This window comes from Streptomyces cavernae (assembly GCF_004023625.1).
Lineage (GTDB): Bacteria > Actinomycetota > Actinomycetes > Streptomycetales > Streptomycetaceae > Streptomyces > Streptomyces cavernae.
In genome coordinates, this window is the sequence record NZ_RPDJ01000014.1 from 17,486 (window position 1) to 40,564 (window position 23,079).

Genomic DNA, 23,079 nt, shown 5'->3' on the forward strand with positions numbered 1-23,079 from the left:
CGTGATCGATCTCATTCCGGCCCCGCAAAAGGTCAGTTGGTCGCCGCCCGCCCCTGGTTACGAGAGCCTCGACGCCGATACGCACCTTGAGGCGCGCGCGGGCACCGAGGGTGTCGCACGCTGGCTGCGGGCGACGCTGGGCGCGGCGACCGGTCTGCCCTTCCCGGACGGGAACCACACCGACAACCGCATCGTGCTGAGCGTCGAGCCGGACCTGGCCCCCGAGGCGTACCGCGTCGTCATCGACGGGTACGCCCGACGCATCGAGGGCGGCAGCGCCGCGGGCGTCTTCTGGGGCGCCCAGACGTTCCGGCAGTTGCTCGGCCCCGACGCGTACCGGCGAGCTCCCGTGCGGCCGGGACAGAAGTGGGAACTGCCGAGGGTCACCATCGAGGACGCGCCCCGCTTCCGCTGGCGCGGCCTCATGCTCGACGTGGCCCGGCACTTCATGCCCAAGGACGGCGTCCTGCGCTACCTCGATCTGATGGCCGCGCACAAACTGAACGTCTTCCACTTCCACCTCACCGACGACCAGGGCTGGCGCGTCGAGATCAAGCGCCATCCCCGGCTCACCGAGGTCGGCTCCTGGCGGGCCCGCACGAAATTCGGCCACCGAGCCTCACCACTGTGGGACGAGCGACCGCACGGCGGCTATTACACGCAGGACGACATCCGCGAGATCGTCGCCTACGCCGCCGAGCGGCATATCGCCGTCGTGCCCGAGATCGACGTGCCGGGCCATTCGCAGGCCGCCATCGCCGCGTACCCGGAACTCGGCAACACCGACGTCATCGACACCACCGCCCTTTCCGTCTGGGACACCTGGGGCATCAACCCGAACGTACTCGCCCCCACTGACAACACCCTCCGCTTCTACGAAGGAGTTTTCGAGGAGATCCTCGAGCTGTTCCCGGCGGACGCGGCCCCGTTCTCGTCGTTCGTCCACGTGGGCGGCGACGAGTGCCCCAAGGAGCAGTGGCGGCGCTCGCCGGTCGCTCAGTCGCGCATCAAGGAACTCTCACTCGCCGACGAGGACGAGCTGCAGTCCTGGTTCATCCGGCACTTCGACGCCTGGCTCACCGCGCGCGGGCGTCGCCTGATCGGCTGGGACGAGATCCTGGAGGGCGGCCTCGCGCCCGGTGCCGCGGTGTCCTCCTGGCGCGGCTACCAGGGCGGCATCACGGCAGCACGGGCCGGCCACGACGTCGTCATGTGCCCCGAACAGCAGGTCTACCTGGACCACCGTCAGGACGGCGGCGCCGACGAGCCCGTACCCATCGGCTATGTGCGCACCCTGGAGGACGTCTACCGCTTCGAGCCCGTTCCACCGGAGCTCGCTCCTGAGGAGGCCCGGCATGTGATCGGCACCCAGGCCAACCTGTGGACGGAGGTGATGGAGGACCAGGGCCGCGTGGACTACCAGGCCTTTCCGCGGCTCGCGGCCTTCGCCGAGGTCACCTGGAGCGCGCTGCCGCCCCCCGCCGAGCGTGACTTCGCCGGCTTCGAGCGGCGGATGGGCGCCCACTACGAGCGTCTCGACGCCCTGGGAGTGGCCTACCGGCCCGCTACGGGACCGCGTCCCTGGCAGCGGCGCCCCGGAGTGCTCGGACGTCCGATCGAGGGGGCGCCCCCGAACGTGTGAGGCCGCCCCGGAGGCGGGTGTCCTGAGGCGCCACCCCTGGGACCGTGGACAACGCGCGCAAGGGGCGTCGAACAGGGGCAATCGTCCTTCACCGGTGAGGCAGTGGCAAAACGGTCCATCTCATCGGTGAACGGGGCGAATGTCTCCTAGCGGACCCCCGCGTCGGGGTGCTGCGATGATGTGCCAGAGTTGCCACGTCCGCCCTGTCAGCACGTACCGTACGGCAGCAACAGGTGGGACCAGGTGGGGCAGCGGGAAGGGGCAGCCGGTTTGACCACGCACGCACCGCAGGCGGCGCAGGCCGTGACGCTGCCGGGCTCGCTGGACGAGGCCGTGGCGGCGCTCGCCGCCATGCCGACGGCCGTGCCCGTGGCGGGCGGCACCGACCTCATGGCGGCCGTCAACTCAGGGCAGCTGCGACCCGCGGCACTGGTCGGCCTCGGCCGGATCAGCGAGATCCGCGGCTGGCAGTACCTGGACGGGCACGCGCTGCTCGGCGCGGGCCTCACACACGCACGCATGGGGCGCCCGGACTTCGCCGCGCTGATCCCGGCGCTGGCCGCCGCCGCGCGCGCGGCCGGGCCGCCGCAGATCCGCAACGCGGGCACGCTCGGCGGCAACATCGCCGCCGCGGCGCCCACCGGGGACGCGCTGCCGGTGCTGGCCGCCCTGGAGGCCACGCTGATCATCGCGGGTCCGGACGGCGCCCGCCGTGAGATCCCGGTCTCACACCTGCTGGCGGGCATGGAGATGCTGCGCGGCGGCGAACTGATCGGTTTCGTGCGCGTGCCGTTGTTGCACGCGCCACAGGTCTTCCTGAAGGCGACCGGGCGCACCGGTCCCGGGCGCGCGATCGCCTCGGTGGCGCTCGTCCTCGACCCCGCCCGGCGGGGGGTGCGGTGCGCGGTCGGGGCCATAGCGCCGATGCCGCTGCGGCCCCTGGATGCCGAGCAGTGGGTCGCGCAGCTCATCGACTGGGACGGCGGGCGCACCATCGTCCCGGAGGCGCTGAACGCCTTCGGTGACTACGTGGCCGCCGCCTGCATCCCCGATCCGGCCCCCGCCGAGGACGGGACACCGGGCCAACTGCCGCCCGCCGTACTGCACTTGCGGCGCACCGTCGCCGTACTGGCCCGACGAGCACTGGGGAGGGCGCTGTCGTGACCGACGACCAGCACAGGGGGAACGGGCACGGCCGGACGCCGGGCACGCCCGGTGCCTGGGAGCCCACCGGGGAGTACGACTCCGACGCCACGGCCTTCGTGCAGCTCCCCGAGGGCGGCGTGGACGAACTGCTCGCCGCGCCCGGTCACGGTTACACGCCGCCACGGATAGAGCAGCCGCTGCCGAACCCCGAGTCGCCGTCCTGGCCCGCGCCGCCCGCGAACGCGCCGGGCTGGCCCGAGCCCGAGCAGCCCTCCAGGGGCGCTCAGGAGGGCTTCGAGTACCACCCGGGCTCCACGGGCCAGTGGGACTTCCCCAACGCCTCACAGGACGCTCCGGCGGACTCCCGGCACGATGCCGCCGAGGCCGCCGGCCAGGACGTCACCGGCCAGTGGTCCATCCCCGTCGCGGACGGGGACATCCCGGACGAGTCGGGCGAGTTCTCGGCGTCCTCGTTGGCCACCCAGTGGGGCGGCCGGACTCCGCCGGCCACGCTCCCCGGAGGGGCTGCCGCGCCCTGGGCGGAGGAGATGCGGGCCTGGGTCGCGACGGCCGAGGGCACGTCCCCGGCCGACGTTCCCGAGGAGTCCGGGGTCGTGGAGACCACCCTCCTCAGGCGCATCCCGGAACGCGGCACGCGCGCGCCGGAGGTGGACGACGACGCCGAACGCCGTCCCACGGACCGCCCCGAAGGGGACGGCCCCGGGCCGGACGGAGCCTCGGCGAACGCACCCGAAGGGGACGCCTTCGCAACCGACTCGCGCGAAGCGGACCCGCACCACGTGGACCCGCGCCGAGCGAATCGTTACGAAGCCCACGCGTACGACGCCGACCGAACCGGTGCCGGCACCTACGGCGACGGCCTTTCGGCGGGTACCGCGAACACCGCGGGCAGCACGGAGGACCGGGTCGAAACCGCGGCCCCTGAGGAGACGGTTTCCGCGGCTCCCGAAGAAGCCGCCCAGGAGGAGCGCGCCCCCGAGGGCTCCGCTGCCGCCCCCGTTTCCGACGACCTCGTGGAGCCCGTTCCCGAAGGTGGCCAGGAAGGGGACCCCGAAGCAGCGCGTTCCGGGACCGATGACGACGCCGACGCCGAAGAGGCGACCCCCCTCCTCCCCAGGGAGGAACACCCCCTCGCCTCCTACGTGCTGCGCGTCAACGGCATCGACCGGCCCGTCAGCGAGGCCTGGATCGGCGAGTCGCTGCTCTACGTACTGCGCGAGCGGCTCGGCCTCGCGGGCGCCAAGGACGGCTGCTCGCAGGGCGAGTGCGGGGCCTGCAACGTCCAGGTCGACGGGCGGCTGGTCGCCTCCTGCCTGGTGCCCGCGGTGACCACGGCCGGCAGCGAGGTACGCACGGTCGAGGGCCTCGCCGTCGAAGGCCAGCCCTCCGACGTGCAGCGGGCCCTGGCCCGGTGCGGCGCCGTGCAGTGCGGCTTCTGCGTCCCCGGAATGGCGATGACCGTGCACGACCTGCTGGAGGGCAATCCCGCGCCCACCGACTTGGAGACCCGCCAGGCGCTGTGCGGCAATCTGTGCCGCTGCTCCGGCTACCGGGGCGTCCTCGAGGCCGTGCGCGAGGTCGTGGCCGAGCGCGAGGCGCACACCGAGGCGGAACAGCAGAACACCGAGGAAGCGCGCATCCCGCACCAGGCGGGCCCGGGCGCCGGCGGCGTCAACATCGCCGACCCGGCCGCCTACGAAGACCCGAACGAGCCCTACAGCGACCCCGAGTCCTACGGTGACCCGCAGGAGCCCTACGGCCAGGACGGAGGCCAGGCGTGACCAACGAGACCGCCACGGCGCCCAGCGCGGTGCCCGCGCCCGCCGCCGAGCCGGTGCCGCACGGCCTGGGCGTCACGCTGCCGTCCCAGGACGCCCGCGCCAAGACCGAGGGCACCTTCCCGTACGCGGCGGACCTGTGGGCGGAGGGGCTGCTGTGGGCTGCCGTACTCCGCTCGCCGCACCCCCGCGCCCGCATCGTGTCGATCGACACCTCCCACGCGCGCGCGATGCCCGGTGTCCAGGCCGTCGTAACCCACGAGGACGTGCCCGGGAACGCGCTGCACGGACGGGGCACGGCCGACCGGCCCATGTTCGCCTCCGAAGTGGTCCGCCACCACGGGGAGCCCATCGCCGCCGTGGCCGCGGACCACCCCGACACCGCGCGGATGGCCGCCGCGGCGATCATGGTCGACTACGAGGTGCTCGACCCGGTGACCGACCCGGAGCTGGCCTTCGAGGCTGAACCGCTGCACCCCGACGGCAACCTGATCCGGCACATCCCGCTGCGCCACGGCGACCCGGACGCGATCGGCGAGGTCGTCGTCGAGGGCCTGTACCGCATCGGCCGCCAGGACCCCGCCCCGATCGGCGCGGAGGCCGGACTCGCCGTGCCCCGCCCCGACGGCGGGGTCGAGCTCTACGTCGCCTCCACCGACCCGCACACCGACCGCGACGCGGCCGCCGCGTGCTACGGGCTGGAGCCCGAGCGCGTGAAGATCGTCGTCACCGGGGTGCCCGGCGCCACCGCCGACCGTGAAGACCAGGGCTTCCAACTCCCCCTCGGTCTCCTGGCGTTGACCACCGGCCGCCCGGTGAAGCTCAGCGCGACACGCGAGGAATCCTTCCTGGGGCACGTACACCGGCACCCCACGCTCCTGCGCTACCGCCACCATGCGGACGCCGAGGGCACGTTGGTGAAGGTCGAGGCGCAGATCCTGCTGGACGCGGGCGCGTACGCGGACACCTCCTCCGACGCCCTCGCCGCGGCGGTCGCGTTCGCCTGCGGACCCTACGTCGTCCCGAACGCCTTCATCGAGGGCTGGGCCGTCCGCACCAACAACCCGCCCTCCGGCCATGTGCGCGGCGAGGGCGCGATGCAGGTGTGCGCCGCTTACGAGGCGCAGATGGACAAGCTCGCGAAGAAACTGGGCGTGGACCCGGCGGACCTGCGGATGCGCAACGTCATGGCCACGGGGGACATGCTGCCCACCGGCCAGTCGGTGACGTGCCCGGCTCCGGTGGCCGAACTGCTGGAGGCCGTACGGGACCACCCGCTGCCCCCGCTGCCCAAGGACACCCCCGAGGACGAGTGGCTGCTGCCGGGCGGACCGGAGGGCGCGGGCGAACCGGGCGCGGTCCGCCGGGGTGTCGGCTACGGCATCGGCATGGTGCACATGCTGGGCGCCGAGGGCGCGGACGAGGTCTCCACGGCCACGGTGAAGGTCCATGACGGTGTGGCGACCGTGCTCTGCGCGGCCGTCGAGACCGGCCAGGGCTTCACCACCCTCGCCCGGCAGATCGTCCAGGAGACCCTCGGCATCGAAGAGGTGCACGTGGCGCCGGTCGACACCGACCAGCCACCGGCGGGCGCGGGCTGCCGCGGCCGCCACACCTGGGTGTCCGGAGGCGCGGTCGAGCGCGCGGCCAAGATGGTCCGCACCCAGCTCCTGCAGCCCCTCGCGCACAAGTTCGGGATGTCCACCGAACTGCTCCAGATCACCGACGGCAAGATCACCTCCTACGACGGCGTCCTGTCGACGACCGTCACGGAGGCGATGGACGGCAAGGAACTGTGGGCGACAGCGCAGTGCCGCCCGCACCCCACCGAGCCGCTGGACGGCGCCGGGCAGGGCGACGCGTTCGTGGGCATGTCGTTCTGCGCCATCCGCGCGGTCGTCGACGTCGACATCGAGATCGGATCCGTACGCGTCGTCGAACTGGCGGTGGCGCAGGACGTCGGCCGGGTGCTCAACCCCGCCCAGATCGCCGCCCGCATCGAGGCCGGCGTGACCCAGGGCGTGGGCGCGGCCCTCACGGAGAACCTGCGCACGCCGCGCGGCCTGGTACGCCACCCCGACCTGACCGGTTACGCGCTGCCGACCGCGCTCGACGCGCCGGACATCCAGATCGTGAAGCTGGTCGAGGAACGGGACGTGGTGGCGCCCTTCGGGGCCAAGTCGGTGAGCGCGGTGCCCGTGGTGACGACACCGGCGGCCGTGGCGTCGGCAGTGCGGGCGGCCACGGGGCGCCCGGTGAACCGGCTCCCGATCCGGCCCCAGGCGGCGGTGGTGACCGGGCAGTGAGCCCGCATCCGACCGGGGCCGCGAGGCCACGGCCGTGAAGCCACTGCCGGCGGTGACGGTGTCGGTGTGGCTGTTGGTGGCGGTGACGGCGGCGGGAGTGGCGTCGGCGGGTGGTGGTCGTGCCGGCCGGGGTGTACCTCACCTGAGGCGCTTGAGGCGCTCCACCTCGCCGCCCGCTACAACCTCGGCGACGACGGCGTCCCCTTGGAGGCGCTCCCACCGGTCCTGTGGTGGTTCTCACCTGTGGCGGGCATGTTGCGACGGGGCCGTTGTCAGTGGTGGCGCGTAGGGTTCTTGGTGGTGGGAGCGGCCGACGGGGTGCCGCCCGCCCACAGGACAGTACGCAGGGGGAAGCGTGAGCATCACGGAAGCCGGAGCGGTGACCGGTGTGACCGACGAGCAGTGGGCGCTGATCGTGGGACCGGCCGCCGAACGCGGACGCCGCGGTTCCGGTCCGGCGCAGGCCCTGTCCCACCGGTTCCTCGTCCAGGAGTTCGGCCCGGGCGCCGTGATGCGCTTCGAGGACGTGGACTTCCCGGCGGAGCTCGTCCATGAGCCCACCCGCTGCTTCCTGCGCGAGACCGGACTCCCGGAGGACGGGTTCCTGTTCCAGTTCGACACCGACGTTCCACTGCCGACGCTCGCCGAGTACTACGCGGAAGAACGCCCCGGCGAGTTCACCGAGGCGCAACTCCCCGCAGGAACAGGCCGGTTGATACGCCTGGGCCGACTGGCCGGAGGGCCGACCCCGGTGCTCGACGGGACGACGGGCGCCGTCCACGGCTGGCACGAACAGGACCTCACCCTGAGCCCCCTGAGCACCGACATCTCCACCTTCGTGGTCACCCTCTGGCTGCTCCACCGCGGCTGGGGCACCACCCCGCGCCCCGGCGGTCTCGCCGGGAGCGGGCCGTCGTTCGCCTGACCCATCGGCCACATTCCTCGGCCATGCTCAACGCGGACGAGAACTGAGACGCGCACACCCAAGAAACTGAGACGCGCACACAAGAAGGGGCTGGCACCCGTGTTGGGTGCCGCCCCTTCGTTCTGTCTGGTCGAGCCGGCGGAGGCCGTGGCGGGAATCGAATCCGCGTTACTCTCGGCGGGCGGAGCCTGCTGTTGGATTCGGCGCAGGCGAGCCTCTGGGGCGCTTGGGTTCGCGGTCGGCTGGTGGTGTCTGGTCGGCCGCGTGTTGGGCAGTTGAGGCCGTGACTGGAATCGAACCAGCGTAACTCGCTTTGCAGGCGAGTCCCTGAACCACTCGGGCACACGGCCAAGTCGGATGGACGCCGGCGGGCTGTCCGTTTCTTCCGAACTCGATGCATCGACCGTAAGCGGGCCCGATCCGGGGCTCAACCGCTGGCGGTGGGCTGCAACAGGACTGCCATACGCCGTTCATCGCCGTTCATAAAAGGGGCCTGGGGCCAGGAACGGAGCCTGGAGTCAGGAAAGGGCCTGGCGCCAGGTCCCGCGGAGGTCGTACGACCAAGGTCCGGGGGTGACCCCGACCACGGACAGGGGTCAACACCATCTTTGCCTCTTACGCTGGCCCGCATGACTGCCCTTGACCCCGGCCAAGCCGGCCCTGACGTCGGCCCTGGCATCGGCTCAGACCAAGTCGCGGACCCTGATTCGGCCGGACGGGTGAGTGTCCCGGTCGGTGCGGCCGGTGATGGGGGCGAGGGGGTGCTGGGGCGCGGGTACCGGGCGCTGAGCATCGGGATCGTATCCGTGGTGCTTCTCATCGCCTTCGAGGCGACCGCCGTCGGCACGGCCATGCCGGTGGCGGCGCGGGAACTGGACGGGGTGGCGCTGTACGCGTTCGCCTTCTCCGGGTACTTCACCACCAGCCTCTTCGGGATGGTGCTCGCCGGGCAATGGGCCGACCGTACGGGGCCGTTGGGGGCGCTGAGCGCGGGGATCGGGGCGTTCGGGGCGGGGCTGGTGCTGGCGGGGACCGCCGGTTCGATGTGGCTGTTCGTGCTCGGCCGGGCCGTGCAGGGCCTCGGCGGCGGACTCGTCATCGTCGCGCTGTACGTGGTGGTCGGCCGGGCCTACCCGGAACGGCTGCGGCCGGCCATCATGGCGGCCTTCGCGGCGTGCTGGGTGATCCCGACGGTGGTCGGCCCGCTCGCGGCGGGCGCCGTCACGGAACACCTCGGCTGGCGTTGGGTGTTCGTGGGTATACCGGTCCTCGTGGTGCTGCCGCTGGCGCTCGCGCTGCCGCAGATCCGGCGACGGGCGTCGGGTCCGGCCGGCACCGGGGCCGGAGCCCCCACCGGAACCCCCACTGGCGCCGGTGCCGACGCAGAGGCCCACGCAGGGGCCGGCGCCGGTACGAAAGACGGCGCCTCCGATCGCCGCCGCATCCGGCTCGCGCTCGCCGTCTCCCTCGGCGCCGGGCTGCTCCAGTACGCCGCGCAGGATCTGCGCTGGGCCTCGCTCGTCCCGGGCGTGCTGGGCGCCGTCCTGCTCGTACCGGCCGTGCGGGGGCTGCTGCCGCGCGGGACGTACCGGGCGGCCCGCGGGCTGCCCTCGGTCGTGCTGCTGCGCGGTGTCGCGGCCGGGGCCTTCGTCGTGGCGGAGAGCTTCATCCCGTTGATGCTGGTCACCGAGCGGGGGCTGTCGCCGACGATGGCCGGGTTCTCGCTCGCCGCTGCGGGCGGGAGTTGGGCGCTGGGGTCGTACCTCCAGTCGAGGCCGCGGCTGGAGCCGTACCGGCAGCGGATGATGTTCGCCGGGATGCTGCTGGTCGCGGTGGCGATCGCGGTCGTGCCGAGCGTGCTGGTGGACGCGGTGCCGGCCTGGTGGACGGTTGCCGTGGCCTGGAGTTTCGGTACGTTCGGAATGGGGCTGGTGATCTCCTCGACCAGCGTGCTGCTGTTCCAGCTGTCACCGCCCGAGGAGGCGGGGGCGAACTCCGCCGCGCTGCAGATCTCGGACGGGCTGAGCAATGTGATCCTGCTGGCCGCCAGTGGGGCCGCGTTCGCGGCGCTGGGCGGCGGCGCGATCACCCATTCGGCCGACGCGGCCTCGGCGAACGGCTCCCATCCGGCGGCGTTCGCCGCGGTGTTCCTGCCGATGGTGGGGGTGGCGTTGATGGGGGCGTGGGTGGCGACGAGGGTGCAGCCCGCGATGCGGTGACACCGAGTGGTACCGCGTAGTACCATCTGCCCATGGCTGGACTGAACCTGCGATTCACGGACGAGGAGCTCGACGCCCTGCGGGAACGTGCGGCGGCGGAAGGGCGGAGTATGCAGGCCTTCGCGCACGACGCGGTGATCGCTGCCATAAACGAGCACTCGAGACTGTTCAACGAGGCGGCTGAGCACGTGCTGCAGGCCAGCGCCGAGTTGAACAGGAGGCTTGCCTGATGCACTACCTCACGCTCCCCGAGCTGCTGAACCTCGCGAAGCGGCTCGGGGCGGACGAGGTGCGAGATTTCGGGCTCCTCGATTCGGCGCTGGCACGGCCCCAGTCGAGTGTGTTCGGACAGGACGCGTATCCGGACGTCTGGCAGAAGGCGGCGGCGCTGATGGAGTCACTCGCTCGCAACCATGGGCTCGTCGATGGCAACAAGCGCATTGCCTGGTACGCGACCTGGGTTTTCCTGCACATGAACGGGCATCCGCTGGATGCGGACTTCGACGTTGACGAAGCTGAGACATTCGTTCTCGACGTCTGCCAGGGCGCGCTGGACGTACCGAAGATCGCGGCGCAGTTGCCCCGCTTCGCGCGCTGACCTGCCGCGCGATGTGAGCTGAATCCCATCCCGTACGACGCGCCACCGTCGCCCCGCTCACCCCGCCGGGCCACCGATAAGGTGGCCCGGTTGTCATACGTGCCGCATGCCATGACATGGCTGAGCCGAGCCGCGCCCGGCAGAACAAAGCAGAGCTGCCCGACCCGAACCGGAGACCGTGACTACCACCGCCGCCTCCTCCAACCACCACCTCTCTCCCGCCTTCCCCGGCCGCGCCCCCTGGGGCACGGCCGGCAAGCTGCGTGCCTGGCAGCACGGCGCCATGGAGAAGTACATCCAGGAGCAGCCGCGTGACTTCCTCGCGGTCGCCACGCCCGGTGCCGGTAAGACCACCTTCGCGCTGACGCTCGCCTCCTGGCTGCTGCACCACCACGTGGTGCAGCAGGTGACCGTGGTCGCGCCCACCGAGCACCTGAAGAAGCAGTGGGCCGAGGCCGCCGCGCGGATAGGCATCAAGCTGGACCCGGAGTACAGCGCGGGCCCGCTCGGCAAGGAGTACCACGGCGTCGCCGTCACCTACGCGGGCGTGGGCGTACGGCCCATGCTGCACCGCAACCGCGTCGAGCAGCGCAAGACCCTCGTCATCCTCGACGAGATCCACCACGCCGGTGACTCCAAGTCCTGGGGCGAGGCCTGCCTGGAGGCGTTCGAGCCCGCCACGCGCCGACTGGCCCTGACGGGAACGCCGTTCCGCTCCGACACCAACCCCATCCCCTTCGTCACCTACGAGGAGGGCAACGACGGGATCCGGCGCTCGGCCGCCGACTACACCTACGGGTACGGGCACGCGCTCGCCGACCACGTCGTCCGGCCCGTCATCTTCCTCTCCTACAGCGGCAACATGCGCTGGCGCACCAAGGCGGGGGACGAGATCGCCGCCCGGCTCGGTGAGCCGATGACCAAGGACGCCGTCTCCCAGGCCTGGCGCACCGCGCTCGACCCGCGCGGCGAGTGGATGCCGAGCGTGCTGCGCGCCGCCGACCAGCGGCTCACCGAGGTGAGGAAGGGCATCCCGGACGCCGGCGCCCTCGTCATCGCCTCCGACCAGGACTCCGCGCGCGCCTACGCCAAGCTGATCCGGGAGATCACCGGGCACAAGGCGACGCTCGTCCTCTCCGACGACGCCGGCGCGTCGGACCGTATCGACGAGTTCAGCAACAACGACGACCGGTGGATGGTCGCCGTGCGGATGGTGTCCGAGGGCGTGGACGTACCCCGGCTCGCGGTCGGGGTGTACGCCACCACCATCTCCACTCCTCTCTTCTTCGCCCAGGCCGTCGGCCGTTTCGTGCGGTCCCGGCGGCGCGGCGAGACCGCCTCCGTCTTCCTGCCGACCATTCCGGATCTGCTCACCTTCGCCAACGAGATGGAGGTCGAGCGCGACCACGCCCTCGACAAGCCCAAGAAGGAGGTCGAGGAGGACCCGTACGCCGAATCCGAGAAGGAGATGGAGGAGGCGAACCGGGAGCAGGACGAGGACACCGGCGAGCAGGACATGCTGCCGTTCGAGGCGCTGGAGTCCGACGCCGTCTTCGACCGGGTGCTCTACGACGGCGCCGAGTTCGGGATGCAGGCGCACCCCGGCAGCGAGGAGGAGCAGGACTACCTCGGCATCCCCGGCCTCCTCGAACCCGACCAGGTCCAACTCCTGCTGCAGAAGCGGCAGGCACGGCAGATCGCGCACAGCCGCAAGAAGCCGGACGCGGAGGCCGACCTGCTGGAACTGCCCGCAGAGCGGCGGCCGGTGGTCAGCCACAAGGAGATGATGGAGCTCAGGCGGCAGCTCAACAATCTCGTCGGCGCGTACGTCCACCAGAGCGGCAAACCGCACGGCGTGATCCACACCGAACTGCGCCGGGTCTGCGGCGGCCCGCCGAGCGCCGAGGCGACGGCCGGGCAGCTGCGGCAGCGGATCGCCAAGGTTCAGGAGTGGGCGACCCGGATGAAGTGACGCCGGCGGGCCGGGCTGTGTCCGGGTGTCCGGCCGTGACCGTCGAATGCCTTTGCATTCGCCCTCTCCGTGCTGTGACTGTGTCGGGCTCTGTCCGTGCTGTGGTGCTGTGTCCGCGCTGTGCCCGTGCCGTGTCCGCGCTTTCTCCGTGCTTTCTCCGCACTGTCCACTCTCCGTGTCGCACCTGTGCACGATGAGTGGCAACTCAGGAACATTCCCGACCAAAGAGGTCGACGTGCGGTAACTCGTGACCGGATTCTGGACAAAGTCTTCCGCTGAGCGAACTGGCTCGCTACTGTCCCGCTACGCAAACGCCCCGTGGCAGCGCCGCCGCGGAGCGCAGCCGTGAAGCGACTCCGCCCGGGGTGGCCCGGGCCGCTTGCCGATCGGCGGCCTCTGAAGCGCGTCGCCTACGGGACCGGTGACGCAAGCGCCGCGGACGGGGCCGTCGACCCTCACCACTAAGGAGTGGGCGTCGTGACCGCGGAGACCTCTCAGACGCTCGACCGGGGACTGCGCGTCCTCAAGTTGCTGGCAGACACCGACCACGGGCTGACCGTCACCGAGTTGTCCAACAAGTTGGGCGTCAACCGCACCGTTGTCTACCGACTGCTGGCGACCCTCGAGCAGCACGCTCTCGTCCGCCGTGACCTGGGCGGTCGCGCCCGGGTCGGGCTCGGTGTGCTGCGGCTCGGCCGCCAGGTCCACCCGCTGGTCCGCGAGGCCGCGCTGCCCGCGCTGCGCGCGCTGGCCGAAGACATCGGGGCGACGGCCCACCTCACCCTGGTCGACGGGAGCGAGGCGCTGGCCGTCGCGGTCGTCGAACCGACCTGGACGGAATACCACGTCGCCTACCGCGCGGGCTTCCGGCATCCGTTGGACCGGGGGGCCGCCGGCAAGGCCATACTCGCCGCGCGGCAACAGCCGGTGGGCGACCCCGGATACACGCTGACACACGGGGAGTTGGAGTCCGGCGCGAGCGGCGCCGCGGCTCCGCTGATCGGGGTCACCGGGGTCGAGGGCAGCGTCGGGGTCGTGATGCTCGCGGACGCCGTACCCGAGCGGGTGGGCGCCCGGGTCGTCGACGCGGCGCGCGAAGTGGCCGACGCGCTGCGCTGACGCGTACGGCCCAAGGCGCGGGCGGTTCGGCCGGAGGAGTTACGTGGCGCTGCCCGGCGGTCAGGCGCGACCTGCACGGAGGCGCCGCGAGGCGTGACGTTACATTGACCTCGTGTTCGCTCGTCTCACGCGCCCCCAGGCCGTCGCCGTCTTCGCGGTCCCCGTCGTGGCCCTGCTCGCCACCGCGGTGCTCGCGCCGCTGCCCTTCTCCGTGGCGGAGCCCGGCACGACGGCGGACGTGCTCGGCGAGAACAAGGGCGACCCGGTGATCACCATCAGCGGCGCGCCCACCCGGAAGACCGCCGGTGAGCTGCGGATGACGACCATCCTCGCCACCGGACCGGACGCCCACGTGGGCCTCGCCGACGTCGTCGACAACTGGTTCCGCACGGACCGGGCCGTGATGCCGCGCGACGCCGTCTACCCGGCCGGGGACAACGTCAAGGAGATCGAGCGGCACAACCTCCAGCAGATGAAGCAGTCGCAGAACTCCGCGACCACCGCGGCGCTCGACTACGTCGGCGAGAAGAACGCCAAGGTCACGCTGAAGCTCGCCGACGTGGGCGGGCCCAGCGCCGGCCTGCTGTTCTCGCTCGGCATCGTCGACAAGCTGCGGGGCGACGGCAGCGGCGGCGACCTCACCGGCGGTCGCGTCATCGCCGGTACGGGCACGATCGACGACAGCGGCGAGGTCGGCGCGGTGGGCGGGGTCGCCCTCAAGACACAGGCCGCGAGGCGGGACGGTGCCACCGTCTTCCTCGTCCCGAAGGCCGAGTGCTCCGACGCTGAGGCCGAACTGCCCAAGGGGCTGCGGCTGATTCCGGTGACCACGCTGAAGGGCGCGGTCGACTCGCTGGTCGCGCTGGAGAAGGGCGGAACGGTTCCGAGCTGCTGAGCACGCCCCGAAGGGGCGGCGTTCCTGAAGGGCACCTCAAGGGCGGCGTTCCTGACGGCGACCTGAGAGGGGCGGCGTACCTGATGGCCTCCTCAAAGGGGTCAGGTCGGATCCCGGTCCTCCGCCGCCTGTTCCACCAGGGGGATGATCCTGAGCGGCACCGGGTTCTCCATGACGATCGCCGTCGAGGCCCGCACGATGCCGTCGATTCCCACCACCAGGTCGATCACCCGCTGGAGATCGGCGTTGGAGCGGGCCACCAGTCGGCACAGCATGTCGCCGCTGCCGGTGGTCGTGTGCAACTCCAGCACCTCGGGAACGGTCGCCAGATGCGCCCGTACGTCCGCGCCCTGACCCTGCCGGATCTGCAGCGTCGCGAACGCCGTCACCGGATAGCCGATGGCCGCCGGGTCCACCTGGGGCCCGAAACCCCGGACGACCCCCTTCGACACCAGCCGGTCCAGCCGGGCCTGCACCGTGCCGCGCGCCACCCCGAGCCGTCGGGACATCTCCAGCACCCCGATACGCGGCTCCCGCGCCAGCAGCACGATGATCCGCCCGTCCAGATGATCGATCGCCATACGGTCTCCAAGACGGTCTCCAAGGTGAGCATCCTGTACAGAAGGCCTGCCCGGTAGCCCATCCAGCTGAACACATTGCCCAGCGAAAACGCGAACTGTTGCGCACCTTGCGGTTGGGGGCGAACCTGCCGCCATGACGCAGACCACATCCCCCACCCCTGAAACGGCACGGCAGGCAGACCCCTTCCCCGTCAAGGGAATGGACGCGGTCGTCTTCGCCGTGGGCAACGCCAAGCAGGCCGCGCACTACTACTCCACCGCCTTCGGCATGAAACTCGTCGCGTACTCGGGCCCGGAGAACGGCAACCGCGAGACGGCGAGCTACGTCCTGGAGAACGGCTCCGCCCGGTTCGTCCTCACCTCCGTCATCAAGGAGGCGACCGACTGGGGCCGCTTCCTCGCCGGGCACGTCGCCGAGCACGGCGACGGCGTGGTCGATCTCGCGATCGAGGTGCCGGACGCCCGCCAGGCATTCGCCTACGCCGTCGAGCACGGGGCACGGCCGATCGCCGAGCCGCACGAGATGACCGACGACTACGGCACGGTGGTCCTGGCCGCGATCGCCACCTACGGCCAGACCCGGCACACACTCGTCGAACGCCGCGACTACAAGGGCCCGTACCTGCCCGGATACGTGGCCGCGGACCCGATCGTCGAACCGCCCGCCCACCGCACCTTCCAGGCGATCGACCACTGCGTCGGCAACGTGGAACTCGGCCGCATGAACGAATGGGTCGGCTTCTACAACAAGGTCATGGGCTTCACCAACATGAAGGAGTTCGTGGGCGACGACATCGCGACCGAGTACTCGGCGCTGATGTCCAAGGTCGTCGCCGACGGCACCCTGAAGGTGAAGTTCCCGATCAACGAGCCGGCCGTCGCCAGGAAGAAGTCGCAGATCGACGAGTACCTCGAGTTCTACGGCGGCGCGGGCGTCCAGCACATCGCGCTCAACACGAACGACATCGTGGAGACGGTACGGACGATGCGCGCGGCCGGGGTCCGCTTCCTCGACACCCCGGACTCGTACTACGACACGCTGGGGGAGTGGGTGGGCGACACCCGCGTCCCCGTCGAGACCCTGCGCGAGCTGAAGATCCTCGCCGACCGCGACGAGGACGGCTACCTCCTGCAGATCTTCACCAAGCCGGTCCAGGACCGTCCGACGGTTTTCTTCGAGATCATCGAACGCCATGGCTCCATGGGCTTCGGCAAGGGCAACTTCAAGGCACTGTTCGAGGCGATCGAGAGGGAACAGGCGAAGCGCGGCAATCTGTGAGGTGAGCCCCGCCTGTTCCCGGTTTCATCCCTCGGGCGGCGGCTCGAGTGACGGCTCTCCCAGCGCCTTCAGGGCCTTCTCGGCCCTGGGGGCCAGCAGGGGCGAGAAGTGCGGGTTGAGGCGCAGCGCCTCCGCCAGATGGCGGCGGGCCGCGCCTTCCCTGTCGAGCGACCGTTCGATCTCGCCGCGGTGGTAGGCGTAGAGCGCGCTGCGCACCCCGCCGCTCTTCTCCTTGTCCGTCGCCCGCGCGGCGAACTCCAGGGCCTCCTCGTCCCGCCCCGCCCGGTGCAGCGCCCAGCCCAGGGCGTCCGCCACCGCGATCCCGGGCTGCCGGTCCCACTCGGCCCGCAGCCGTCGTACCGCCTTCGCCGCGTCCCCCTGGTCCGCTTCGAACAGACCTGCGACCAACGTCTCGTTCACCCCGCCGGCGGCCGACTCACGCACCCTCTCGCGCAGGGTGTCGTACTGCACGCGGGCCTCCCGGCGCCGACCCAGCGACTCATACAACTCGCCCAGTTCCAGGGCGTATTCGGGCTCGGGCTGGCGTCGCAGCGCCGTCCGGTACGCGCGCAGTGCCTGCGCGGTGCGGCCCAGGGCCGCCAGCGCCCGCCCCTTCCCGGCGAGCGCCGCCTGCCGATCGGGGTCGGCCCGCAGCGCCGCCTCGTAATGGCGCAGCGCCCGCCGGGGCTCTCCCCGGTCCCACGCCAGCTGTCCCATCCGGCAGGAGAAGGCCGCCTCCGCCGCCGCGGTGGACGCCCCCGCCGTGGCGTCCGCGATCGCCGCCTCGGCGTCCTCCCGCCGGCCCCGGTCCCAGTACACCTGCGCCGCTCGCGCCAGCGCCGACGGTCCGGAGTGCAGGGCCAGCAGCTTGTTCAGCGTGCCGTGCACCGCGTTGTGGTCGCCGAGCCCCTCGTGCGCCTCGATCAGCGCCGCATACGACACCCACCGCTCGGGCGCCCCGCGTACCGCCTTCTCCGCCCACCGCCTGGCCGCCGGATAGTCGCGCCGGGCGAGGGCGAGCGCGGCCAGCCCGTCGTAGGCGTCCCGGTTCCCCCGCGGCAGCACCTCCAGCGAGGTCTCGAGCGCCTTCTCGGCCTTCGGGTAGTACGTGGGCCGCCCCGTCAGGCGCCCCTGCTCGACATAGGCGGACCCGAGCACCGCCCAGGACCGGGCGTCATCCGGACGGCCCCGCAGATACGCCGTGTAGTCCCCGGTCAGCGCCGCGAGGTCCGACAGCGTCGCCGGTGCCCCGGTCCCCACCGCGGTCGCGGCCCGCCCGACGGGCCCGGACGAGGGCGGCACCATGGCCGGTCCTTCCCACTGCACGAACACCAGCACCCCGCCCAGCAGCACACACCCCGCCCCGGCGATCAGCGCCGACCTGGCAAGACGCGACCGCGGCCGGGGAAGACGCGACCGCGGCCGAGGACGGCGCGAGCACGACCCGGCGAGACGCGAGCGGGGCGGCGGCGGTACCCGTTCGGTCCGTTCGATGTCCATGCCGCTCACTGTGCGTCAACACGCCGACGGCTCCCTGGCACGAAAGCCCCCAGCCTGCGGGGTTCACACCGATGGCCCCCGGGTGCGACCCTCTGATCATGAGCCGTATCGAAGCACCCTCCGATGCCGTCACGGGCAACCTCGTGGACCGGCTGCTCGCGGGCCTGCCCGCCGGGGCCGTGCTCACCGACCCGGACGTCACCGCCTCCTACGCCAACGACATGGCCAGCTTCTGCGAAGCGGGCTCCCCGGCGGTGGTGGTGCTGCCCCGCACCGTCGAACAGGTCCAGCACGTGATGCGCGTCGCCACCGAACTGCGCGTCCCGGTGGTCCCGCAGGGCGCGCGCACCGGCCTGTCGGGCGCGGCGAACGCCTCCGAGGGCTGCATCGTTCTCTCGCTCACCAAGATGGACCGGATCCTGGAGATCAACCCCGTGGACCGGATCGCCGTCGTCGAGCCCGGCGTCGTCAACGCGGCGCTGTCCCGCGCGGTGAACGAACACGGGCTCTACTACCCGCCCGATCCCTCCAGCTGGGAGATGTGCACCATCGGCGGCAACATCGGCACCGCCTCCGGCGGGCTGTGCTGCGTGAAGTACGGCGTCACCGCCGAGTACGTCCTCGGTCTGGAGGTCGTCCTCGCGGACGGACGGCTGATGAACACCGGCCGCCGCACCGCCAAGGGCGTCGCCGGATACGACCTCACCCGGCTCTTCGTCGGCTCCGAGGGATCCCTCGGCATCGTCACCAAGGCGATCCTCGGGCTGAAGCCGCAGCCGCCGCAGCAACTCGTCCTCGCAGCCGAGTTCGCCTCCGCCACGGCCGCCTGCGACGCGATCTGCCGGATCATGGCGGGCGGGCACGTCCCCTCGATGCTGGAACTGATGGACCGTACGACGGTGAAGGCCGTCAACGACCTGGCGAACATGGGCCTGCCGGAGACCACCGAGGCACTGCTGCTCGCCGCCTTCGACACCCCCGACCCCACCGCCGACCTCGCCGCGGTCGGAGCGCTCTGCGAGGCCGCGGGCGCCACCCAGGTGGTCCCCGCGGACGACGCCGCCGAGTCCGAACTGCTGCTCCAGGCACGGCGGTTGTCGCTCACCGCGCTCGAAGCGGTCAAGGGCACCACGATGATCGACGACGTGTGCGTACCGCGCTCCAGGCTCGGCGAGCTGCTCGAGGGGGTCGAGCGGATCGCGGAGAAGTACGCGCTCACCATCGGGGTCGTGGCACATGCCGGAGACGGAAACACCCACCCCACCGTCTGCTTCGACGCCCAGGACCCCGACGAGTGCCGGCGCGCCCGCGAGTCCTTCGACGAGATCATGGGCCTCGGTCTGGAGCTCGGCGGCACGATTACCGGGGAGCACGGTGTCGGCATCCTGAAGAAGGAGTGGCTCGCTCGTGAGATCGGGCCGGTGGGCGTGGAGATGCAGCGGGCCGTCAAGGCGGCCTTCGACCCGCTGGGCATCCTCAACCCGGGCAAGTTGTTCTGAAGGCCCGTGTCCGCGCGCCGGGACGACCGCGCGGAAACCTTCGAACACTTCGCGGAAACCCTCGAACGCCTCGCGGAACCTCCGAAGGCTTTGCGGAAACCCTCGAACGCTTTCACGTGCGGCACGTCCGACCGTGAAACGCACGCATCAGGGAGCGAGCAGCTCGGCCAGACCGTCGTCGATGCCGAGCCGCTCGCTCTCGGTGCCCGGCGGAACCAGCCGCAGGGTGCGCTCCAGCCACGCCGACACCAAAGCGGCGGGCGCCTCCAGCAGCGCGTCGCCGTCGGGTGAGTTGAGCGCCATCATCACGGTGCAGCGGCCCGCGCCCTTGGTGGGCCACACCCGCACATCACCGCGGCCGCACGGCCGGAACACCCCTTCCACGAGCAGTTCGCGGGCGAACGTCCAGTGGACGGTGTGCTCGGACCCGATGTGGAAGCTGATGTGGACGGCGTACGGGTCGTCGCTGCGGTAGGTCAGTCTGGCCGGGACGGGGATGCTGTGCTCGGGCGAGAGGACGAGCTCCAGCACCAGGTCGCGTTCCACCACGGTGTGCATGTCGATGCGCTCCCTTTCCTCGTACGGGCCCTGCGGTCGGACCCGTACGAGGAAGAGGGCCTTTGCGACGGAGCATTACGCGAGTTCGTGAGGAAATTTTTCCGACCTGTGCGAAGTCGGGGCGCAAGTGTGCCCGGAAAGGGATGGGAACGGTGGGAGTGGCGCAGGGGGTTGGGCAGGTCTGATAGATGTGGACCCCCCAAAAACAAGCCCTCGAGCAGATACGGGACGACGGACATGAGCGCCCCAACTCCGGCCCCCGGCGACGACAGGCCCCGCGAGGGGTACTACCCGGACCCGTCCATTCCTGGATACGTCCGGTACTGGAACGGCGCCGCGTGGGTGCCGGGTACCAGCCGACCGGCGCCGTCCGACGGCACACCGCTCGCACCACCGGCGGGAGGCGGGGCTCCGGCCGGGTCGGCGGCTCCGGGTGCGTCCGCCGTTCCGGTCGAGGAGACCGGCCCGCACTTCTTCGACGAGGACCCGCCGGACGCCGGGTTCGGCGCGGCCGAGCCCGCGTTGTCGCGCGCCGAGGCCCAGCACGGGAGCCGGCCGGAACCCGCGTCCGCGTGGGGCGCCGACCGTTCCCGGCAGTCCGGCTTCGGCGGCGAACAGGACCGCCGGATCTCGTGGGGCTCCCCGCAGGACGACGCGGCACCCGGATCCGACCCGCGTGTTCCGTCGCCCGCGCGGCCCAGTGACCACGCGGACGGTTCCGCGACGATCGACCCGATGGCACCGGAGGGTCCGGCGGGCGGCTCGGCGGTCTTCCAGGGGCCGCAGGGGCCGATGCGTCCGGCGGGCGGCGGCAACCCGGCGTTCCCGGACGCCGCGGGCACCTCTGCCACGGCCGGCGCCGGCCCGACGGAGGGCTCGTCCTCCGGCGCCCCCGCAGCTGCCTCCGCACGCTCCGACGGCTCGGGCACCACCGGCACCTCGGAGATGGGCTCCGGGCCGGCTGAGAGCACCCACGGTTTCCGTGCGCTCTCCCCGCGCGCGAGGCAGCGGGGCGGGGCGCAGGGCGGGGGCGTGGACGCGGCGGGTGCGCCGGGAGGCCGGGGGGCGCCCGGCGTACCGTCGCAGACCGGAGCTTCGGGTCCGGGGCAGCCGTCCGCCTCCGCGATGCAGCAGGGTGCGACGGCGTTCCGCAAGCACAACGACCCCTCGTCGGCGGCCGACGGCGCCGGCAAGTCCCGGGGCTCGGACAACGCGGGCAGCTCCAGGGGTTCGGGTGGCACGGGCAGCTCCGGCCGCACCGGCGGTTCCGGTGGCGTCGGCGGCTCCGGAGCCGGCGCGGGCCTGCGACCGGGCCTGGTGGGCGGGGTCTCCGCGCCGGAGAACGAAACGCCCATGGCCACCGGTGCCGGTGGCGGCCAGCCCTCCTGGGCCCAGCAGGTGCACCGGCTCGCCGACAACAGCGCCGAGGAGCGACCCGCGCCCTGGAAGCCGCCCCGGGAGGACCCGTTCCTCGCCGCGGCCCGCGCCCAGGCCGCCGCACGCCCCGCCGCGCTCGGCAGACGCGTCGCGGCCAGGCTCATCGACACCCTGGTGCTCGCCGTGGTGACCGGGGCCGCGGCGGTGCCCCTCGTGGGCAAGGCCGTGGACCACATCGACGCGAAGATCGAGGCGGCCAAGCGTTCCGGGGAGACCGTCACGGTCTGGCTGCTGGACGGCACCACCGGCACCTACCTCGGCATCGTCCTGGGCGTGCTGGTGGTCTTCGGAGTCCTCTACGAGGCCCTGCCCACCGCGAAATGGGGCCGCACCCTCGGCAAGAAGCTGTGCGGGCTGCACGTTCAGGACATCGAGGACCACGAGAGCCCGACCTTCGGCGCGGCACTGCGCCGGTGGCTCGTCCTGGTGCTGCCGGGGCTGCTGGTGGTGGGAGTCGTCGGCGTTCTGTGGTGCCTGATCGACAAGCCGTGGCGGCAGTGCTGGCACGACAAGGCGGCCCATACGTTCGTGGCGAGCTGATCCCGGGGACGGTCTGCTCGGGGTCTCGTCCGTTCAGGTGCCGGTCTGCTCCGGGTCCGGTCCGCTCTGCTCCGGGTCCGGGCTGTTCGGGGTCTGGTCTGTTCCGGGTCCGGGCTGTTCGGGGTCTGGTCTGTTCCGGGTCCGGTCTGTTCGGGGTTCCGGTCTGTTCGGGTTCCGGTCTGCTCCGCTCCGGTCCGGTCTGTTCGGGTTCCGGTCTGATGGGGGTCCGGGCTGCTCGAGGCCGGGTTCGTTCGTGGTCCGGTCTGCTCCGGGCGGGGTCCGTCTCCGCCGGATCCGGTCCATGGATCTGGTCTACTCCGGACGGCTGCGCGCCGGATGCGGAGCCGGGCAGTTCGCGGTCGACTCGGGCCATGAGCACCGAACCGCCGCCGGGCTCCGGGGAACCGGAGGAGGACCCGTTCCGGAAGAAGCCGCCGCCCGAGCAGAACGGCACCCCACCTCCGGGAGGCGGCCCCGGCGGTCCTGGTCCCCCTGGCGGTCTTGGTGGTCCCGGTGCCCCGGGCGGGCCTGGTGCCCCTGGCGGTCCTGGTGGTCCCGGCGCCCCGGGAGCCCCCGGCGGCCCCTACGACACCGGTGCCCCGGATCCCCTCGCCGGTATGCCCCCACTCGCGGACGGCGTCAAGCGTGTCCTCGCGCGCATCATCGACATGCTGATCGTCGGCATCGTGGTCGGCCTGCTGTCGTGGGGCGTCGGGACGATGGAGTGGGACGTCGACCCGGACAGGGTCGATTACGGCAGTTCGCTCGGGCAGTCCGTGATCGCCGCCGTCCTCTACACGGCGTACGACACCGTCCTGATCGCCAGGACGGGCCAGACCGTGGGCAAGAAGTTGCTGAACATGAGGGTGGCCCGCCTCAGCGACGGCGCCAACCCCGACTGGGGCAGCTCCCTCCTGCGCGCCGCCGTGCTGTGGATCCCGTTCGCGTTCTGCTGTGCCTGCGTCTGGACCGCGATTTGCGGCGGTTGGAGCTTCTTCGACCGGCCGTACAAGCAGGGCCTGCACGACAAGGCGGGCAGGACGGTGGTGGTCAGCACGGTGTGA

The 23,079-nt window shown here is 71.8% G+C and carries 18 protein-coding genes and 1 tRNA gene; 15 read left to right on the forward strand and 4 right to left on the reverse strand.

The features are described 5' to 3' along the window. Position 1 precedes the first annotated feature (1 nt). The 5 genes from EF387_RS23570 (at position 2) to EF387_RS23590 (ending at position 7,818) form a co-directional block, all read left to right on the forward strand. Positions 2-1,642, forward strand: coding sequence for a beta-N-acetylhexosaminidase (locus EF387_RS23570; RefSeq protein ID WP_420802610.1), 1,641 nt, complete (start codon positions 2-4; stop codon positions 1,640-1,642). A gap of 270 nt (positions 1,643-1,912) precedes the next feature. Beyond that, positions 1,913-2,806 carry an FAD binding domain-containing protein gene (locus EF387_RS23575; RefSeq protein WP_128378608.1) on the forward strand — a complete coding sequence of 298 codons (894 nt, stop codon included), beginning with the start codon at positions 1,913-1,915 and terminating at the stop codon, positions 2,804-2,806. Beyond that, positions 2,803-4,590: a (2Fe-2S)-binding protein gene (locus EF387_RS23580; protein ID WP_128378609.1), complete on the forward strand. Its 1,788-nt coding sequence runs from the start codon at positions 2,803-2,805 to the stop codon at positions 4,588-4,590. The genes EF387_RS23575 and EF387_RS23580 overlap by 4 nt, the downstream gene beginning before the upstream one ends. After that, complete coding sequence (locus EF387_RS23585; protein ID WP_128378610.1) at positions 4,587-6,893, forward strand: xanthine dehydrogenase family protein molybdopterin-binding subunit; 2,307 nt, start codon at positions 4,587-4,589, stop codon at positions 6,891-6,893. The genes EF387_RS23580 and EF387_RS23585 overlap by 4 nt, the downstream gene beginning before the upstream one ends. Before the next feature lie 355 nt (positions 6,894-7,248). Then, a complete protein-coding gene (locus EF387_RS23590) occupies positions 7,249-7,818 on the forward strand; it encodes an SUKH-4 family immunity protein (protein WP_338058123.1) in 570 nt (189 codons plus the stop codon). Positions 7,819-8,096: 278 nt separating this feature from the next. Here the strand turns inward: EF387_RS23590 and EF387_RS23595 are convergent. After that, positions 8,097-8,168: transfer RNA gene (locus EF387_RS23595), tRNA-Cys, on the reverse strand. Positions 8,169-8,447: 279 nt separating this feature from the next. Between EF387_RS23595 and EF387_RS23600 the strand changes: the two genes are divergently transcribed. The 6 genes from EF387_RS23600 (at position 8,448) to EF387_RS23625 (ending at position 14,621) form a co-directional block, all read left to right on the forward strand. Next, positions 8,448-10,037: an MFS transporter gene (locus EF387_RS23600; RefSeq protein ID WP_128378611.1), complete on the forward strand. Its 1,590-nt coding sequence runs from the start codon at positions 8,448-8,450 to the stop codon at positions 10,035-10,037. Between the two features lie 32 nt (positions 10,038-10,069). After that, complete coding sequence (locus tag EF387_RS23605) at positions 10,070-10,267, forward strand: hypothetical protein (RefSeq protein ID WP_128378612.1); 198 nt, start codon at positions 10,070-10,072, stop codon at positions 10,265-10,267. Next, positions 10,267-10,635: a type II toxin-antitoxin system death-on-curing family toxin gene (locus EF387_RS23610; protein ID WP_128378613.1), complete on the forward strand. Its 369-nt coding sequence runs from the start codon at positions 10,267-10,269 to the stop codon at positions 10,633-10,635. Before EF387_RS23605 ends, EF387_RS23610 begins: the two co-directional genes overlap by 1 nt. 178 nt (positions 10,636-10,813) lie before the next feature. Further along, positions 10,814-12,607: a DEAD/DEAH box helicase gene (locus EF387_RS23615; protein ID WP_128378614.1), complete on the forward strand. Its 1,794-nt coding sequence runs from the start codon at positions 10,814-10,816 to the stop codon at positions 12,605-12,607. 477 nt (positions 12,608-13,084) lie between these two features. Next, the gene (locus EF387_RS23620) at positions 13,085-13,726 is read left to right on the forward strand and encodes an IclR family transcriptional regulator (RefSeq protein ID WP_128378615.1); all 642 of its coding nucleotides are present in this window, start codon (positions 13,085-13,087) and stop codon (positions 13,724-13,726) included. 112 nt (positions 13,727-13,838) lie between these two features. Beyond that, the gene (locus EF387_RS23625; RefSeq protein ID WP_128378616.1) at positions 13,839-14,621 is read left to right on the forward strand and encodes a S16 family serine protease; all 783 of its coding nucleotides are present in this window, start codon (positions 13,839-13,841) and stop codon (positions 14,619-14,621) included. A gap of 101 nt (positions 14,622-14,722) precedes the next feature. On the opposite strand, the gene EF387_RS23630 is transcribed toward EF387_RS23625, so the two are convergent. Continuing rightward, entirely contained in the window at positions 14,723-15,202 is a 480-nt protein-coding gene (locus EF387_RS23630; protein WP_128378617.1) for an Lrp/AsnC family transcriptional regulator, read from the reverse strand. Between the two features lie 133 nt (positions 15,203-15,335). On the opposite strand from EF387_RS23630, the gene hppD reads away from it, so the two are divergent. After that, positions 15,336-16,481: a 4-hydroxyphenylpyruvate dioxygenase gene (gene hppD / locus EF387_RS23635; protein ID WP_128378618.1), complete on the forward strand. Its 1,146-nt coding sequence runs from the start codon at positions 15,336-15,338 to the stop codon at positions 16,479-16,481. 24 nt (positions 16,482-16,505) lie between these two features. Here hppD and EF387_RS23640 read toward each other — a convergent pair whose 3' ends face one another. Beyond that, on the reverse strand, positions 16,506-17,981 hold the full coding sequence (locus EF387_RS23640) for a tetratricopeptide repeat protein (protein WP_128378619.1): 1,476 nt from the start codon (positions 17,979-17,981) through the stop codon (positions 16,506-16,508). Between the two features lie 92 nt (positions 17,982-18,073). Here EF387_RS23640 and EF387_RS23645 point away from each other — a divergent pair, with 92 nt between their 5' ends. After that, a complete protein-coding gene (locus EF387_RS23645) occupies positions 18,074-19,480 on the forward strand; it encodes an FAD-binding oxidoreductase (protein WP_128378823.1) in 1,407 nt (468 codons plus the stop codon). A gap of 147 nt (positions 19,481-19,627) precedes the next feature. Here EF387_RS23645 and EF387_RS23650 read toward each other — a convergent pair whose 3' ends face one another. Next, positions 19,628-20,038 (reverse strand): SsgA family sporulation/cell division regulator, encoded by a 411-nt coding sequence (locus EF387_RS23650; protein WP_128378620.1) that lies wholly within the window; start codon positions 20,036-20,038, stop codon positions 19,628-19,630. 237 nt (positions 20,039-20,275) lie between these two features. Between EF387_RS23650 and EF387_RS23655 the strand changes: the two genes are divergently transcribed. Continuing rightward, a complete protein-coding gene (locus EF387_RS23655; RefSeq protein WP_128378621.1) occupies positions 20,276-22,015 on the forward strand; it encodes an RDD family protein in 1,740 nt (579 codons plus the stop codon). A gap of 617 nt (positions 22,016-22,632) precedes the next feature. After that, a complete protein-coding gene (locus EF387_RS50080) occupies positions 22,633-23,079 on the forward strand; it encodes an RDD family protein (RefSeq protein WP_420802611.1) in 447 nt (148 codons plus the stop codon).

Bases quoted from the DNA above. Each gene is read 5' to 3' on its own strand.
- hppD (WP_128378618.1), top strand. From the start codon at position 15,336: ATGACGCAGACCACATCCCCCACCCCTGAAACGGCACGGCAGGCAGAC.
- EF387_RS23640 (WP_128378619.1), bottom strand. From the start codon at position 17,981: ATGGACATCGAACGGACCGAACGGGTACCGCCGCCGCCCCGCTCGCGT.
- EF387_RS23630 (WP_128378617.1), bottom strand. From the start codon at position 15,202: ATGGCGATCGATCATCTGGACGGGCGGATCATCGTGCTGCTGGCGCGG.
- EF387_RS23600 (WP_128378611.1), top strand. From the start codon at position 8,448: ATGACTGCCCTTGACCCCGGCCAAGCCGGCCCTGACGTCGGCCCTGGC.
- EF387_RS23605 (WP_128378612.1), top strand. From the start codon at position 10,070: ATGGCTGGACTGAACCTGCGATTCACGGACGAGGAGCTCGACGCCCTG.
- EF387_RS23655 (WP_128378621.1), top strand. From the start codon at position 20,276: ATGAGCGCCCCAACTCCGGCCCCCGGCGACGACAGGCCCCGCGAGGGG.
- EF387_RS23610 (WP_128378613.1), top strand. From the start codon at position 10,267: ATGCACTACCTCACGCTCCCCGAGCTGCTGAACCTCGCGAAGCGGCTC.
- EF387_RS23650 (WP_128378620.1), bottom strand. From the start codon at position 20,038: ATGCACACCGTGGTGGAACGCGACCTGGTGCTGGAGCTCGTCCTCTCG.
- EF387_RS50080 (WP_420802611.1), top strand. From the start codon at position 22,633: ATGCCCCCACTCGCGGACGGCGTCAAGCGTGTCCTCGCGCGCATCATC.